Genomic DNA, 14,102 nt, shown 5'->3' with positions numbered 1-14,102 from the left:
GCCTACCGGCGTACAGTCACGCGGTTGCTCAGCCGGCGAGGATCTCGCGCGCCAGCTTCGCCGTCTCGGTCGGCGTCTTGCCGACCTTGACGCCCGCGGCCTCCAGGGCCTCCTTCTTCGCCTGGGCCGTGCCCGACGAACCGGAGACGATGGCGCCGGCGTGACCCATGGTCTTGCCCTCCGGCGCGGTGAAGCCCGCGACGTAGCCGACGACCGGCTTGGTCACGTTCTTCGCGATGAAGTCCGCGGCCCGCTCCTCGGCGTCGCCGCCGATCTCACCGATCATGACGATCAGGTCGGTGTCGGGGTCCGCCTCGAACGCGGCGAGCGCGTCGATGTGGGTGGTGCCGATGATCGGGTCGCCACCGATGCCGACGGCGGTCGAGAAGCCGATGTCACGCAGCTCGTACATCATCTGGTACGTCAGCGTGCCGGACTTCGAGACCAGGCCGATACGGCCCGGCTTGGTGATGTCGCCCGGGATGATGCCGACGTTGGACTGGCCGACGGTGATGATGCCGGGGCAGTTCGGGCCGATGATCCGGGTCTTGTTGCCCTTCTTGCCGGCGTACGCCCAGAACGACGCCGAGTCGTGCACGGCGATGCCCTCGGTGATCACGACGGCCAGCGGGATCTCGGCGTCGATGGCCTCGACGACCGCGTCCTTGGTGAACTTCTCCGGCACGAAGATGACCGAGACGTTGGCGCCGGTGGCCTCGATGGCCTCCTTGACGGTGCCGAAGACCGGTACCTCGGTGCCGTCGAAGTCGACCTTCTGACCGGCCTTGCGCGGGTTGACGCCGCCCACGACGTTGGTGCCGTCCGCCAGCATGAGCTTGGTGTGCTTCATGCCAGTGGCGCCGGTCATGCCCTGGACGATGACCTTGCTGTCCTTGTTGAGCCAGATAGCCATGGTGTGTTGTGTCCTCGTCCTGAGTGCTTACTTGGCGGCGTGGGCCAGCTCGGCGGCCTTGTCGGCCGCGCCGTCCATGGTGTCGACGCGCTGCACCAGCGGGTGGTTGGCGTCCGTGAGGATCTGTCGGCCCAGCTCGGCGTTGTTGCCGTCGAGACGGACCACGAGCGGCTTGGTAACGTCCTCGCCGCGGTCCTCCAGGAGCTTCAGGGCCTGCACGATGCCGTTGGCGACCTCGTCGCAGGCGGTGATGCCACCGAAGACGTTCACGAACACGGACTTGACGTCCGGGTCGCCCAGGATGATCTCCAGGCCGTTGGCCATGACCTGGGCGGAGGCGCCGCCGCCGATGTCGAGGAAGTTGGCGGGCTTGACACCACCGTGCTTCTCACCGGCGTACGCGACGACGTCCAGGGTGCTCATGACGAGACCGGCGCCGTTGCCGATGATGCCGACCTCGCCGTCGAGCTTGACGTAGTTGAGGTTCTTCTCCTTGGCGGCGGCCTCGAGCGGGTTGGCCGCGGCCTTGTCGTGCAGCTCGTCCCAGTCGTGACGGAACTCGGCGTTGTCGTCCAGCGACACCTTGCCGTCGAGCGCGATGACGTCACCGGAGGCGACCTTCGCGAGCGGGTTGACCTCGACGAGGAGGGCGTCCGACTTGACGAAGGTGTCCCACAGCCTGACCAGGACGTCGGCGACCTTGTCGGCGACCTCGGCCGGGAACTTCGCCGCGGCGACGATCTCCTTGGCCTTGGCCAGGTCCACACCGTCGATCGCGTTGATCGGGGTCTGGGCGACGGCCTCGGGGCGGGTGGCCGCGACCTCCTCGATCTCCATGCCGCCCTCGACGGAGGCGATGGAGAGGAAGGTGCGGTTGGCACGGTCGAGGAGGAAGGAGACGTAGTACTCCTCGAGGATCTCCGGGGCGGTCTCGGCGATCATCACCTTGTGGACCGTGTGGCCCTTGATGTCCATGCCGAGGATGTCCGTCGCACGGGCGACGGCCTCGTCCGCGGAGGCGGCCAGCTTGACGCCACCGGCCTTGCCGCGACCACCGACCTTCACCTGCGCCTTGACGACGGACTTGCCGCCCAGCCGCTCGGTGATCTCGCGCGCCGCCTCAGGCGTGTCGATGACTTCACCGGCCAGCACCGGTACATCGTGCTTGGCGAAGAGGTCCCTCGCCTGGTACTCGAACAGGTCCACGCGCTTCCGTCCCTATCAGTGATCTCGCGGTTCGTTGGATGCGTGGGCGTGCCGCGAAGGGCAACGTGACGTCCGCATGTGTCACAAGGGGGGCGCACACGGTGTCCGAGCGCGCGGCATGTCCGTCTCGCAGATTATCGCCGCTCGCTGAGGGTCTCTAAATCGGGAGTCACACCTGAGCGGTGATACCTGTCACATGATGCCGGGAATCCGTGGTTCTGGTGGCACGGCGTGCCGCCTTGCGGGCAAAGCGCGAGGCCTCACCGGGCTGGGGTTGGCCCGGTGAGGCCTCAGGTCCCGAGGATCCACGGTCCTCGGGCCGGGCGGCCGCACCCCGCCCCTCGGGGTACGGCCGGCCCGAACCGTGGGATCCCGGCCGGACGGACCGACGGCATTCGGCCGCCCGCACCGGGCCACCCACGGAGTCGCAGAAAGCCGGTCAGCCAGGCACTACGCCCCGCGGCCGGCCTCCGGGGCCATGGGAGAAACGGCCGAAGGGGACGGCGCGGAGGACAGCGCGGGGGACGGCTCGGGGGACGGCGCAGGGAAGGGCGCGGGGAAGGGGAAGTGGCCGGGTGCGGTGTCCGTGAGCATGGTCGCCGCGCGGTTCTGGAGGGCCTGGGCGTGCGCCCGTGCGGTGGCCTGCGCCCTGGCCGTGGCCGCCGCGGCGCGGGCCGCACGGGCGCCCTGGATGGCCTGGGCACCGCGGATCCGGGCCGCCCGGCTCGACACGGGAGGCTGCTGTTCGGCGTCGGCCGCCGCGGGCCGGCCGAACGCCCACGCCCAGCTTCCGCCGGCGGCTGTGACCATGGAACGGCCGATGTACTCGTTCATGCGTGCGTCAGTCCTTCGGGGCTCCGGCGCGTTCACCACGCGCATACGGAGCCGGGAGAGCTTCCGGTGAGGCCGGAAGCGCGGCTGGGGACATCGCCGCCCGGAGCGCTCGGCAGGGAAACCGAGGCGGGCTCACGGAGACCAGGAGGGGGATCCGCAAGGGTCCGGACGGACGGGCAGACCTGTTCCGCCCCCGCGCGACAGGTCTGTGGCGGGGAAGGTGGCCGCCGGTCCTAGCCGGGGAAGACCGGGATGTCCCGGTACCTGTCCCGGGTCCCGGCCGCGTCGGGATGCGCCGCGGCACCGGACACGAGCCTGACCGGCGCCCGGCCGGCGAAGGTCACGGCGTGCGCGTCACCGTGCTGGGAGGGGTTGCCGTCGACCGCCGACTTGCCCGGCGCGCCGTCCGGGGCGCCGGTGGGCGCCGGGTGGGCGGGAGCGCCGACGGCGCGGGCGGCACGGTGGCCGCCGGCGGGCGTCACCCTGCCGGACGTGAAGGTCACGGCGCCGGTGATCCGCGGCCCGTACGACACGGCGGTGGCCGCCGCCGCTTTCGTCACCGGATCCGTACCGGACGTCTCGTGCCCGGTCTCGTGCGTGACCGGTGTCCGCGGCTGCGCCTGGCCCGGCGCGGGGCCGGGCACCGGCGTCACCGGTGCCGGGATCGACACGACCGGCGGCTCGGAGACGACGGGAAGCCCCGGCACCTGCACCACCGGCAGGGCGGGCAGCTCCGTCACCTGCCGCACCGTCTCGGCGAGCGTCTCGGTCAGGGCCGAGGCGACGGGAGAGATCACCGTCTCGGTGACTGTCTCGGCCACCGTCTCGGTCACCGCCGTGGTCGCGGTCACCGTGTCACCCACCGTGCCGGACACGGACCGGACGACCTCGTCGACGCCGTCCACCACCGGTACGGCCTCGGTGACGGGCTTCCGAGCCGCCCCCGGCATCCGATGAGGCGTCACCACGTCCCGCAACGGCATCTTCTGCGTCACGACCGACGTCAGCGACGGAGGCGTCGCCCCTTCGGCCGCCTGCGCCCGCTGCCCGCAGAAAAAGCCGAGCGCGAGCAGTCCGCCGACCAGCAGCGCCAGTTGCAGCGCACGCCGTCCCGGCGCCGTACGCGACACGCGCACGGCCACACCGGGCAGAACTGCTGGCGAGGTCAAGACGGGGAGGATCCTCCCGTGCGGCGGAACAGAGCAGAAGTGGCCCAACGGCGTGAAGGCCGGTGAAAGACCAGTGGAGACTGCGATCCTCGCACGGCACTCCCGAGGTTGCGCAAGCCCCCCGTTACCGATGGGTAGTCATGTCCGTTTTGACGGCCGTGGCAGACATCGCCGAGTCGACAAGTCACCCCCCGGACACGGTCATCACAGAGTGTCCGGCACCGGAATCGGCCGCTTCTCGATGGCCGCCGCCATCACCTCGGGGAAGAGGTCCGGCGTGCACGCGAACGCCGGTGCTCCCAGCGCGGCGAGCGCGGCCGCGTGCTCCCGGTCGTACGCCGGGGCCCCCTCGTCGGACAGCGCCAGCAGCGCCACGAACTGCACCCCCGCCGCCTTCATCGCCGCGACCCGCTTCAGCATCTCGTTGCGTATGCCGCCCTCGTAGAGGTCGCTGATGAGGACGACGACGGTCTCCGCCGGCCGGGTGATCTGCGACTGGCAGTACGCCAGCGCCCGGTTGATGTCCGTACCGCCGCCGAGCTGGGTGCCGAACAGGACGTCCACCGGGTCGTCGAGCTGGTCGGTGAGGTCGACCACCGCGGTGTCGAAGACGACGAGCCGGGTGTCGATCGACCGCATGGACGCCAGCACCGCCCCGAACACCGAGGCGTACACCACCGACGCGGCCATGGACCCGGACTGGTCGATGCAGAGCACCACCTCCTTCTTCACCGACTGCGACGCCCGTCCGTACCCGATGAGCCGCTGGGGCACGATCGTCCGGTACTCGGGCAGGTAGTGCCTGAGGTTGGCCGCGATGGTGCGGTTCCAGTCGATGTCGTGGTGGCGCGGCCGGTTGACGCGGGCGCTGCGGTCGAGGGCGCCGGTCAGGGTGGCCCGGGTGCGGGTGGCCAGCCGCTTCTCCAGGTCCTCGACGACCTTGCGGACGACCGCCCGTGCCGTCTCCTTCGTGGTCTCCGGCATCGCCTTGTTGAGGGAGAGCAGGGTGCCGACCAGGTGCACGTCCGCCTCGACCGCCTCCAGCATCTCCGGTTCGAGCAGCAGCGAGGCGAGCCCGAGCCGGTCGATGGCGTCCCGCTGCATGACCTGGACGACGGAGGACGGGAAGTACGTCCGGATGTCGCCGAGCCAGCGCGCCACCGACGGCGCAGACGCCCCGAGCCCCGCCGAGCGCTCCCGCCCCGTCTGCGGTCTGTCGCCCTTCCCGTACAGGGCGGTCAGCGTGCCGTCCATCGCCGCGTCCCGCCCCGACAGCGCGCACCCGGTGCCGTCGGCGGCCTCGCCCCCCAGCACCAGCCGCCACCGCCGCAGCCGCTCCAGCGCGGGATCACCGACACCGACACCGGCACCCGCACCCGCACCGGCGGCCGTCGTGTCCGTGCCTGTGCCTGTGCCTGGGCCAGTACCTGTGGCGGTGTCTGTATCCGTGGCGGTGCCTGTGCCTGTGTCCATCGTGGTCATCTCCCCGCCCCCACCAGGTCGTTGTCAGGTTCCGTCTCGTCGAGGCCGAGCAGGAGGCGCAGCACGGGCAGTACCGCGTCGGCGCGCCCGGTGTCCGCCTCGGCGTCGAAACCCGGTGTCACCCCGGCCGGTCCAGCCCCCTGGAGCCGCTCCCCCGGGCCACGGCGCACCAGTTCACCGATCGTCCGGCGCACCCCCGGCTCGTACACCGAGAACGTCCGCCGCAGCAGCGGCAGCACGTCCGTGAACGCCGCCGCCGGCACCCCGGTCAGCCAGGCGTCGACCAGGCCGAGCAGCCGCTCGTCGTGCACCAGCAGCATCCCGCCTCCGCCGCTCCCGCCGACGAACCCCTCGATCCAGGCGGCCGCGTCCGCCGGCGGTGTCCCCGGTGAGAGCGCCAGCCCCATCAGCCGGGCCGCCTCCGGTGCCCCCAGCTCCCCCTCGTCCAGCAGGATCCGCACGGCCCGGCCCCGCAGCACCCCGGGCACGCTGTCCCGCCCGGCCAGCACGCGCAGCACGGCCCGCCAGCGCCGACGGAGGTCACGGTGACCTGGCTCGCCCTCGGTGGCCGGCTCGCCCAGCAGTCCCACCGCCGTGTGCACCGCGTCCACATGACCGCGCATCTCCTCGGCCGCCTCCGCGTCGAGGGCGGCGCAGGCCGGCGGGAGGCCGACGAAGACCCGCTCGGCGAGGCCCGCGGCGACCTCCGCGAGCGCCCGGGTGTCGGTGCCGCGGACATCGCCGTAGCGCAGGGCGCGGGCCAGGGCCGGCAGGGCCTGGGCGAGATGGCCGACGTCCGTGTCCAGCGCCGCCCGGTCGGCGAGCGCCCGCATCACCACCGGCAGCGCGTCCGGCAGCCCGGCGAGCAGGCAGTGCTCGGCGAGCCCGGTGACATCGGCGAGGGCGCCCGCGTGCGCGGCGTCGGCCTCGGCCCTGGCCGTCGCCGCGCCTTCGACGGTCGTCCCCCACACCCCGGCCTCGGCCACCCGCACCGACAGCTCCGGCTCCCAGCGCAGCCGCCACGTCTCCCGGAACGTGCCCGTGCTCCCCCGCGACCGCACCGGCTCACCCCAGCCGACGCCGAGCAGCCGCAGCCGGTGCAGCAGCCGGCTGCGCCCGGCGTCGGTCTCCTTGCGCAGGTCGAGCTCCAGCTCCCGCTCCAGCGCCTCCGGCTTGAGCCTGAGCCGGCGCTGCTCCCGGCCCAGGTCCCGCTGCAGCGGCACCGCGGGCGCCGCCTCCGGTACCTCCCCCAGCACGTCTCCGACCACCAGCCGGTCGTGCACCAGCGCCAGCGGGACGTCCGAGCCCTCGCACAGCACCGCCCGCACCGCGTCGGTCATCTCACCGAGGCCGGGCAGCGGGCGGCCGCGCATCACGGCCAGCGTCTCGGCGAGCCGTACCGCCTCGATGACATGGGCCGAGGAGACGATCCGGTCCTCCTCGCGGAGCAGTCCGGCCACCTTGGTGAGCCAGCGCTCCACCGGGCGGTCCGGGGCGCGGAACAGATGCCCGTACCAGCCCGGCGAGTCGATGCCGGCGCCGTATCCGCTCGCCCGCGCCAGCCGGCGGTTGGTCCACGGCACCCAGGTCATGTCGGTCCTTGCCTTGGGCAGCCCCTTCAGCAGTTCCCGGTCGGCGGCGACGGTGGTCTTCGCGCGCAGCGCCGGCACGTGCCACGCCCCGCACACCACCGCGATCTGCTCCCCGAACTCCCGCTGTGCCGCCCGCAGCCCAAGGCGCATGTGCGCCTCCCGCGCCGGATCCCGGTCGCGGCCCCCGGTCCCGTACGCCTCCCGCAGCGCCGCCATCGCCTCCGCCACCGCGGCGAACGGCGCGAACACGTCCCGCTCCCCGGCTCCGCCCCGGTGCTCGACCACGTCCTCCCACCAGCGCTCGGGATCGTCGTAGCCTGCGGCCTCGGCAAGGGCGGCGAGGGGGTCGACGCGCATCCGCCGCTCGGCGGCGGGATCGTCAGCCTCGGTGCCGGGCGCCGCCGTATCAGGCGCCGTATCGGGGGCCGCGGCCGCTTCCTCCTCCGCTTTCTCCCACGCCAGCGTGTGCGCGGCCGGCAGATCGATGAAGCGGGCCGGGACCTCGTGCTCCAGGGCCCAGCGGACCGCCACCCACTCGGGGCTGAAGTCGGCGAGCGGCCAGAACGCCGAGCGGCCGGGCTCGTCCACGGCGTGCGCGAGGAGCGCGACCGGTGGCCGCATCTCCGGGTCCGCGGCCAGCGGGATCAGCGCGTCGGCCTCGGGCGGCCCCTCGATCAGGACGGCCCGCGGCCGGGCGGCCTCCAGCGCGGCCCGCACCGCCCGTGCGGAGCCGGGTCCGTGGTGCCGTATCCCCAGCAGCAGCGGCCCCGGGCCGGGCGACCGCCGCCACCGTGTGTCGTCGCTCATGCGCTCACCTCGCGGCAGGCGCGGTAGAAGTCCTTCCAGCCGTCCCGCTCGCGGACGACCGTCTCCAGGTACTCCTGCCAGATGACCCGGTCGGCGGCCGGGTCGCGGACGACGGCCCCGAGGATGCCGGCCGCGACGTCGCCGGCCCGCAGCACGCCGTCCCCGAAGTGGGCCGCCAGGGCCAGGCCGCCCGTGACGACGGAGATCGCCTCGGCCGTGGAGAGCGTGCCGCTCGGCGACTTGAGCTTGGTGCGGCCGTCGGCGGTGACGCCGTCGCGCAGCTCGCGGAAGACGGTGACGACGCGGCGGATCTCCTGGATGCCGTCCGGCACGGCCGGCAGGTCCAGGGAGCGGCCGAGCTGGTCGACGCGGCGCGCCACGATGTCGACCTCGGCGTCCGGGCTCTCCGGCAGCGGCAGCACCACGGTGTTGAAACGGCGGCGCAGGGCGCTGGAGAGCTCGTTGACGCCCCGGTCGCGGTCGTTGGCGGTGGCGATCAGGTTGAAGCCGCGGACCGCCTGCACCTCCTGGCCGAGCTCGGGGATGGGCAGGGTCTTCTCGGACAGGATGGTGATCAGCGTGTCCTGCACGTCGGCGGGGATCCGGGTGAGCTCCTCGACCCGTGCCGTCATCCCCTCCGCCATGGCCCGCATGACCGGGCTCGGCACCAGGGCGTCCCGGCTCGGGCCGTGGGCCAGCAGCTGCGCGTAGTTCCAGCCGTAGCGGATCGCCTCCTCCGGGGTGCCGGCCGTGCCCTGCACCAGCAGGGTCGAGTCGCCGCTGACGGCGGCCGCCAGGTGCTCGGACACCCAGGTCTTGGCGGTGCCGGGCACGCCGAGCAGGAGCAGGGCACGGTCGGTGGCGAGAGTGGTGACGGCGACCTCGACGATGCGGCGCGGGCCGACGTACTTCGGTGAGATCACCGTGCCGTCCGGCAGCGTGCCGCCGAGCAGGTAGGTGGCCACCGCCCACGGCGACAGCTTCCAGCGGGCCGGACGCGGCCGGTCGTCCTGCGCGGCCAGCGCCGCGAGTTCGGCGGCGAAGGCGTGCTCGGCGTGCGGTCGCAACGCGCTCTCGGTGGTCGTCGGGTCGGTCGGTTCCACGGACACAGTCATGGCTGAGGCCCCCTCCAGCTCGGCCGGTTCGGATCTGGTGTCCACCGTGCACCACCCCACTGACAATCGCTCTGACCTGCACAAACACTCCAGCCGGGGCGATTGTCAGTGGCGGGATCTACCTTCGATGACATGACTCAGCAGGGGGTGCGCTGGAGTGCGGACCAGGTGCTGGCCTTGGCGCCTGACGCCGCGTCACGCAAAGCGGGAAGCAGACTCGGAGCGGCGGGGCCGTGGTCCGGGGCCGGGAGTTGCGAGGAGGGGACGGTATGGGGACTGTGCAAGGGCAGCGGCAGCAAGCCGTACCAGACGATCGTGGACATCGCCGACCCGGCGGGTCCCGCCTACAAGTGCAGTTGTCCGAGCCGGAAGTTCCCCTGCAAGCACGCCCTCGGACTGCTTCTGCTCTGGGCGGGCGGGGACGACACGGTGCCGACGGTGGAACAGGCGCCGGACTGGGCCGAGCAGTGGCTCGCGGGCAGACGCCGGCGTGCGGAGGACAAACGGGTGACGGTCGGCGGGAGTTCCCCGGCCGCTGGTGACCCCGAGGCGGCCCGGCGCCGGGCGGACAAGCGGGCCGAGCGGGTCACGGCGGGCGCCACGGAGCTGGAGCAGCGCCTGTCCGACCTGCTGCGCGGCGGACTGGCCGCGGCCGAGCAGGCGGGGTACGGACTCTGGGAGGAGACGGCGGCCCGCATGGTCGACGCGCAGGCGCCCGGACTCGCGGCACGGGTGAGGGAGTTGGGGGCCATACCGGGCTCGGGTCCGGGCTGGCCGGTGCGGCTGCTGGAGGAGTACGCGCTGCTGCACCTCCTCGACCAGGGCTGGCTGCGCCGCGACCGGCTCCCGGCGGGCCTCGCGGCCACGGTCCGCTCCCGTGTCGGCCTGCCCGCACCGGCGGACGGCCCGCCGGTGCGCGACCGCTGGCTGGTCCTCGCCCAGTACGACACGGCGGACGCGAAGCTGACGACCCGCCGGATCTGGCTGCATGGCGCCGACTCGGGCCGTGCGGCGCTGCTCCTCTCCTACGGCGCGGCCGGCCGCACCCCCGAATTGGCACTGCCGGTCGGCCTCGCTCTGGAGGCGGAGCTGTCCGCCTACCCGGGCGCGGGCGGGCACCGGGCGGCACTGGGCGAGCGGTTCGCCAGCCCCGCGCCCCTGCCGATACGGCCGCCGGGCGTACCGACGGCACGGGCGGCGGCCCGGTACGGGGAGTCGCTGCGCGAGGACCCGTGGCTGGAGTCGGTGCCGGTGACGCTGGACCGGGTCGTGCCCGTCCCGGACGGCGACTCCTGGCAACTCGCGGACGCGGACGGCGAATCGGCGCTGCCCCTTGCTCCCGCCGCCCGCTCCGGGCCGGGCCTGTGGCGGCTCGTCGCGCTCTCGGGCGGCGCCCCGGTCACGGTCTTCGGCGAGTGCGGCCACCGCGGCTTCACCCCGCTGACGGCCTGGCCGGAGAAAGCGGGCGAGGCGGTGCCGCTGTGCTGACCCGGCCGGCCCCCGAACCGCCCCGCGGCGCTGGTCACAGAAATCGCGGAACCCACGGAAATCGCGAAACCCTCGCAGCCCGTGCAACGCATGCAACTCCGGCAACCCACAAAACTCCCGCAACTGGCACAACTCATATAACTCGCGGAAAGGAAGCCCCGTGACCGCTTGGGAGGATCTCGTCACCACGGCCCTGCTGGGCACGGACCGGCGTCCGCCCGCGACCGGCGCGCCGGGCCGCGAGGCTCCGGTGGCCCTGCTGGACGAGGCGGCCGTGGCGACCGTAAGGCGACGGGCGGGACTGCGTCCGGCACCGGCAGCCCGCCGCCCCGAGCCGGCCCCGGAGGATCCGCGCCCCGCGCCGCCGCCCGCCGCGGCACGCAGGCTGGCGATGCTGCTGGCCGACCGCCCCGGCACCCCGGCCGGCGGCCGCCGGGGCACCTCGCCCGACCTGATGGAGCTGCTGCCGCAGTGGCTCGCGGCGGCCAACGCGCGTGGGTTCGCCGCGCCCCCGCAGACGCTGCCCGCGCTGCTGGACGCGGCCCGGGGCCGTACCGACCTGCGGCCCGCCGCGCTGGCCTTCGCCGGACCGCGCGGCCTGTGGCTGGCCCGGTTCAACCAGGACTGGCGGTTCGCCCTGCGTGCGGCCCCGGGCGGCGGCGCGGCCCTGCCCGACCCCGAGGACACCGACGCGACAGGGCAGCTGTGGCAGGAGGGGCTGTTCGCCGAGCGGGTCGCGCTGCTGGCCGCGCTCCGGTCCCGGGCGCCCGAGGCGGCGCGCGAGCTGCTGGCCGGGACCTGGGCGACGGAGCGGGCCGAGGACCGGCTGATGTTCCTCGACTCGCTGCGCACCGGACTGGCCGCCGGGGACGAGCCGTTCCTGGAGCAGGCGCTGTCGGACCGGAGCCGTAACGTGCGGACGACGGCGGCGGAGCTGCTGTCCGCGCTGCCCGGCTCGGCGCTCGCCGGGCGGATGGCGGTGCGGGCCGGTGCCTGCGTGGCGGTCGACCACACCGGGGACGGGCCGGTGATCGCGGTGGAGGCACCGCCGGAGTGCGACCCGGGGATGGAGCGCGACGGCGTCGTGGCCAAACCGCCCGCCGGGCGCGGCGAACGGTCGTGGTGGCTGGGGCAGTTGGTGGAGGCGGCCCCGCTCGTCACCTGGCCGGCCCGGCTCGGCGGCCGGACGCCCGCGGAGATCGTGGCTCTGCCGGTGGCGGACGGCTGGCAGGGCGAGCTGCACGCGGCCTGGTGCCGGGCCGCCGTGCGGCAGCGGGACGCCGAGTGGGCGAGAGCGCTGCTCGGCGTTCCGGCGGCACCGGAGGCCGGCGGTCCGGGCGCGGTGTCCCTGGCCGAGCGTGCCAAGCTGCTGGGCACGCTGGACGGCGAGGAGCGGGCCGGCTGGGTGGCCGGCTTCATCGCGGCGCACGGTCTGTCGGAGGCGTTCCAGCTGCTCGGCGTCTGCGCCGTACCGTGGTCCGCGCCGCTCGGCCGGTCCGTGGTGGACGCCCTCAACATCGCGCGCGACGCGGGGAGTTACCCGTGGAGCTTCAGCGGGGTGATGGGCCTGGCCGAGCGCTGCCTGGATCCCGCGGAAGCCGGCCGCCTGGACGCGCTCCTCGCGATACCGGACGAACGCGAGGACGCGTCACCGGGCGCCGGCGGCTACTGGGCGGAGGCGTTCCAGCGCCTGGTGACAACACTCCGACTACGGGCGGCGATGCTCACGGAACTGGACACGCCGGGGAGTTGAATGCGCCCCGCAGGGGGCGGGGCCGTCTTTGGTGTGCGGCTGCCGCCGCGTGGGCGCGACCAGCCACGACGGCGCCGCAGCCGATGCCGACGCCACGCCCACGCCCCCACCACCGAAGCCGGCCCCGGCGAACGCGGCCTACGCCTCCGTCGGCTGCCGCACGTTCTCCCGGACCCATTCCACGATCGACGCCGTGGTCGCGCCCGGAGTGAAGATCGCGGCGACGCCCTTCTCCTTGAGGGGGGCGATGTCGTCCTCGGGGATGATGCCGCCGCCGAAGACGAGGATGTCCTCGGCGTCGCGCTCCTTGAGGAGGTCGATCACCGCGGCGAACAGCGTGTTGTGGGCGCCGGAGAGGATGGAGAGGCCGATGGCGTCGGCGTCCTCCTGGATGGCCGTGTCGACGATCTGCTCCGGCGTCTGGTGGAGCCCGGTGTAGATGACCTCCATGCCCGCGTCGCGCAGCGCCCGCGCGATGACCTTGGCCCCGCGGTCGTGGCCGTCGAGCCCCGGTTTGGCCACCACCACACGGATCGGGCCGGCTGCCACACCCATCACTGCCTCCATGACCATGAAACGAACACGCCAACATCCATCCGTACCGAGAAGTACCGCACATTCGGCGCGTTCCGCCACCCGTCGCAAGTGAACGAACGTTATCTCCAGCATCCCGCAACCGGCCGTTTCGCGGAGGTTACAGAGGGGGAAATCACACACAGCGGGACACGTCAGGGAGCCGCAGCGTGGTCCGCGGGGACAGCACGGGCATGCGACACGGCAGGTCGTCGCACCCCGCCCCGCCGCCTTCGCCCGGCCTCCCCATGAGGGCACACGGGGGACGGAGCCGTCCTCGGCGTGCCGACAGGAGGTCGGCCGATGAAGGTCACCGGGGCACTGGAGCCCTTTCTCCCGTTCTGCCGCCGCCTCGCGCCCGGCAGGCTCGCCGGCCTGTCGCTGGCCCTCCTGAAGTCGACCGCCCTGGAGGCCGCGATCCTGGCCGGGCATCTGCTGCTCTACCCGACGGGCCTCACCCCGGAGCGCCGCCCGCCCGTACCGCCGGTACCGTCCGCGGAGCCCGGGGGCACGGCCCGGCTGCCGGTCCGGGCGGCCCCGCCGGTCGTGCTGCTGCACGGCTTCATCGACAACCGCTCGGTCTTCGTCCTGCTGCGCCGCGCCCTCGCCCAGCACGGCGGCCAGCGCGTCGAGTCGCTCAACTACTCACCGCTGACCTGCGACATCCGCACCGCCGCCGAACTGCTCGGCCGGCACATAGAGGAGATCTGCGAGCGCACCGGCTCCGGCCAGGTCGACATCGTCGGACACAGTCTCGGCGGGCTGATCGCGCGGTTCTACGTCCAGTGCCTCGGCGGGGACCTGCGTGTCCGCACCCTGGTGACACTCGGCACCCCGCACGCAGGCACCCGGGCGGTGCCGCTCGCCGACGCGCACCCGATCGTGCGGCAGATGCGCCCCGGTTCGCGGGTGATCGAGGAGCTGGCCCGGCCCGCGCCCGGCTGCCGTACCCGGTTCGTGAGCTTCTGGAGCGACCTCGACTCCGTGATGGAGCCGGTGGAGACGGCCCGTATCGACCACCCGGACCTGATGGCGACGAACGTGCGGGTGACCGGGATCGGCCACCTCGCCCTGCCCGTCCACCCGGCGGTCGCGACCGGCATACGGCAGGCCCTCGACGAAACACATCCGCAGGAGCGGGCAGCGGGCGGTCTGACGGTGGCCTGAGAA

At 73.5% G+C, this 14,102-nt stretch carries 11 protein-coding genes; 3 read left to right on the top strand and 8 right to left on the bottom strand.

Going from position 1 to position 14,102, the window contains the following annotated elements:
* Positions 1–28 precede the first annotated feature (28 nt).
* The 7 genes from sucD to LQ326_RS08380 form a co-directional block, all read right to left on the bottom strand.
* A complete protein-coding gene (gene sucD / locus LQ326_RS08410) occupies positions 29–913 on the bottom strand; it encodes a succinate--CoA ligase subunit alpha (protein WP_089099337.1) in 885 nt (294 codons plus the stop codon).
* Between the two features lie 27 nt (positions 914–940).
* Positions 941–2,119, bottom strand: coding sequence for an ADP-forming succinate--CoA ligase subunit beta (sucC, locus tag LQ326_RS08405; RefSeq protein ID WP_181808658.1), 1,179 nt, complete (start codon positions 2,117–2,119; stop codon positions 941–943).
* A 450-nt stretch (positions 2,120–2,569) separates the two neighbouring features.
* Complete coding sequence (locus LQ326_RS08400) at positions 2,570–2,953, bottom strand: hypothetical protein (RefSeq protein WP_234534220.1); 384 nt, start codon at positions 2,951–2,953, stop codon at positions 2,570–2,572.
* 233 nt (positions 2,954–3,186) lie between these two features.
* A complete protein-coding gene (locus tag LQ326_RS08395) occupies positions 3,187–4,122 on the bottom strand; it encodes a hypothetical protein (RefSeq protein ID WP_234534219.1) in 936 nt (311 codons plus the stop codon).
* A 204-nt stretch (positions 4,123–4,326) separates the two neighbouring features.
* On the bottom strand, positions 4,327–5,604 hold the full coding sequence (locus LQ326_RS08390) for a VWA domain-containing protein (protein ID WP_372496775.1): 1,278 nt from the start codon (positions 5,602–5,604) through the stop codon (positions 4,327–4,329).
* Entirely contained in the window at positions 5,601–8,003 is a 2,403-nt protein-coding gene (locus tag LQ326_RS08385) for a DUF5682 family protein (RefSeq protein WP_234534217.1), read from the bottom strand. Before LQ326_RS08385 ends, LQ326_RS08390 begins: the two co-directional genes overlap by 4 nt.
* The gene (locus LQ326_RS08380) at positions 8,000–9,118 is read right to left on the bottom strand and encodes an ATP-binding protein (RefSeq protein ID WP_234534216.1); all 1,119 of its coding nucleotides are present in this window, start codon (positions 9,116–9,118) and stop codon (positions 8,000–8,002) included. The genes LQ326_RS08385 and LQ326_RS08380 overlap by 4 nt, the downstream gene beginning before the upstream one ends.
* Positions 9,119–9,250: 132 nt before the next feature.
* Here LQ326_RS08380 and LQ326_RS08375 point away from each other — a divergent pair, with 132 nt between their 5' ends.
* On the top strand, positions 9,251–10,606 hold the full coding sequence (locus LQ326_RS08375) for an SWIM zinc finger family protein (protein ID WP_234534215.1): 1,356 nt from the start codon (positions 9,251–9,253) through the stop codon (positions 10,604–10,606).
* A gap of 160 nt (positions 10,607–10,766) precedes the next feature.
* The gene (locus LQ326_RS08370; protein WP_234534214.1) at positions 10,767–12,359 is read left to right on the top strand and encodes a DUF5691 domain-containing protein; all 1,593 of its coding nucleotides are present in this window, start codon (positions 10,767–10,769) and stop codon (positions 12,357–12,359) included.
* A gap of 138 nt (positions 12,360–12,497) precedes the next feature.
* On the opposite strand, the gene icmB is transcribed toward LQ326_RS08370, so the two are convergent.
* On the bottom strand, positions 12,498–12,914 hold the full coding sequence (icmB, locus tag LQ326_RS08365) for a coenzyme B12-dependent isobutyryl CoA mutase small subunit (RefSeq protein ID WP_181806039.1): 417 nt from the start codon (positions 12,912–12,914) through the stop codon (positions 12,498–12,500).
* Between the two features lie 321 nt (positions 12,915–13,235).
* On the opposite strand from icmB, the gene LQ326_RS08360 reads away from it, so the two are divergent.
* Positions 13,236–14,099 (top strand): esterase/lipase family protein, encoded by an 864-nt coding sequence (locus LQ326_RS08360; RefSeq protein ID WP_234534213.1) that lies wholly within the window; start codon positions 13,236–13,238, stop codon positions 14,097–14,099.
* Positions 14,100–14,102: the final 3 nt, after the last annotated feature.

The organism is Streptomyces shenzhenensis (assembly GCF_021462265.1).
Lineage (GTDB): Bacteria > Actinomycetota > Actinomycetes > Streptomycetales > Streptomycetaceae > Streptomyces > Streptomyces shenzhenensis.
This window is presented reverse-complemented; position numbering and strand designations above follow the sequence as displayed.

Coding starts and splice junctions, on each gene's coding strand:
- sucD (WP_089099337.1), bottom strand. CDS start 913: ATGGCTATCTGGCTCAACAAGGACAGCAAGGTCATCGTCCAGGGCATG.
- LQ326_RS08380 (WP_234534216.1), bottom strand. CDS start 9,118: ATGACTGTGTCCGTGGAACCGACCGACCCGACGACCACCGAGAGCGCG.
- LQ326_RS08390 (WP_372496775.1), bottom strand. CDS start 5,604: ATGACCACGATGGACACAGGCACAGGCACCGCCACGGATACAGACACC.
- LQ326_RS08385 (WP_234534217.1), bottom strand. CDS start 8,003: ATGAGCGACGACACACGGTGGCGGCGGTCGCCCGGCCCGGGGCCGCTG.
- icmB (WP_181806039.1), bottom strand. CDS start 12,914: ATGGGTGTGGCAGCCGGCCCGATCCGTGTGGTGGTGGCCAAACCGGGG.
- LQ326_RS08375 (WP_234534215.1), top strand. CDS start 9,251: ATGACTCAGCAGGGGGTGCGCTGGAGTGCGGACCAGGTGCTGGCCTTG.
- LQ326_RS08360 (WP_234534213.1), top strand. CDS start 13,236: ATGAAGGTCACCGGGGCACTGGAGCCCTTTCTCCCGTTCTGCCGCCGC.
- LQ326_RS08400 (WP_234534220.1), bottom strand. CDS start 2,953: ATGAACGAGTACATCGGCCGTTCCATGGTCACAGCCGCCGGCGGAAGC.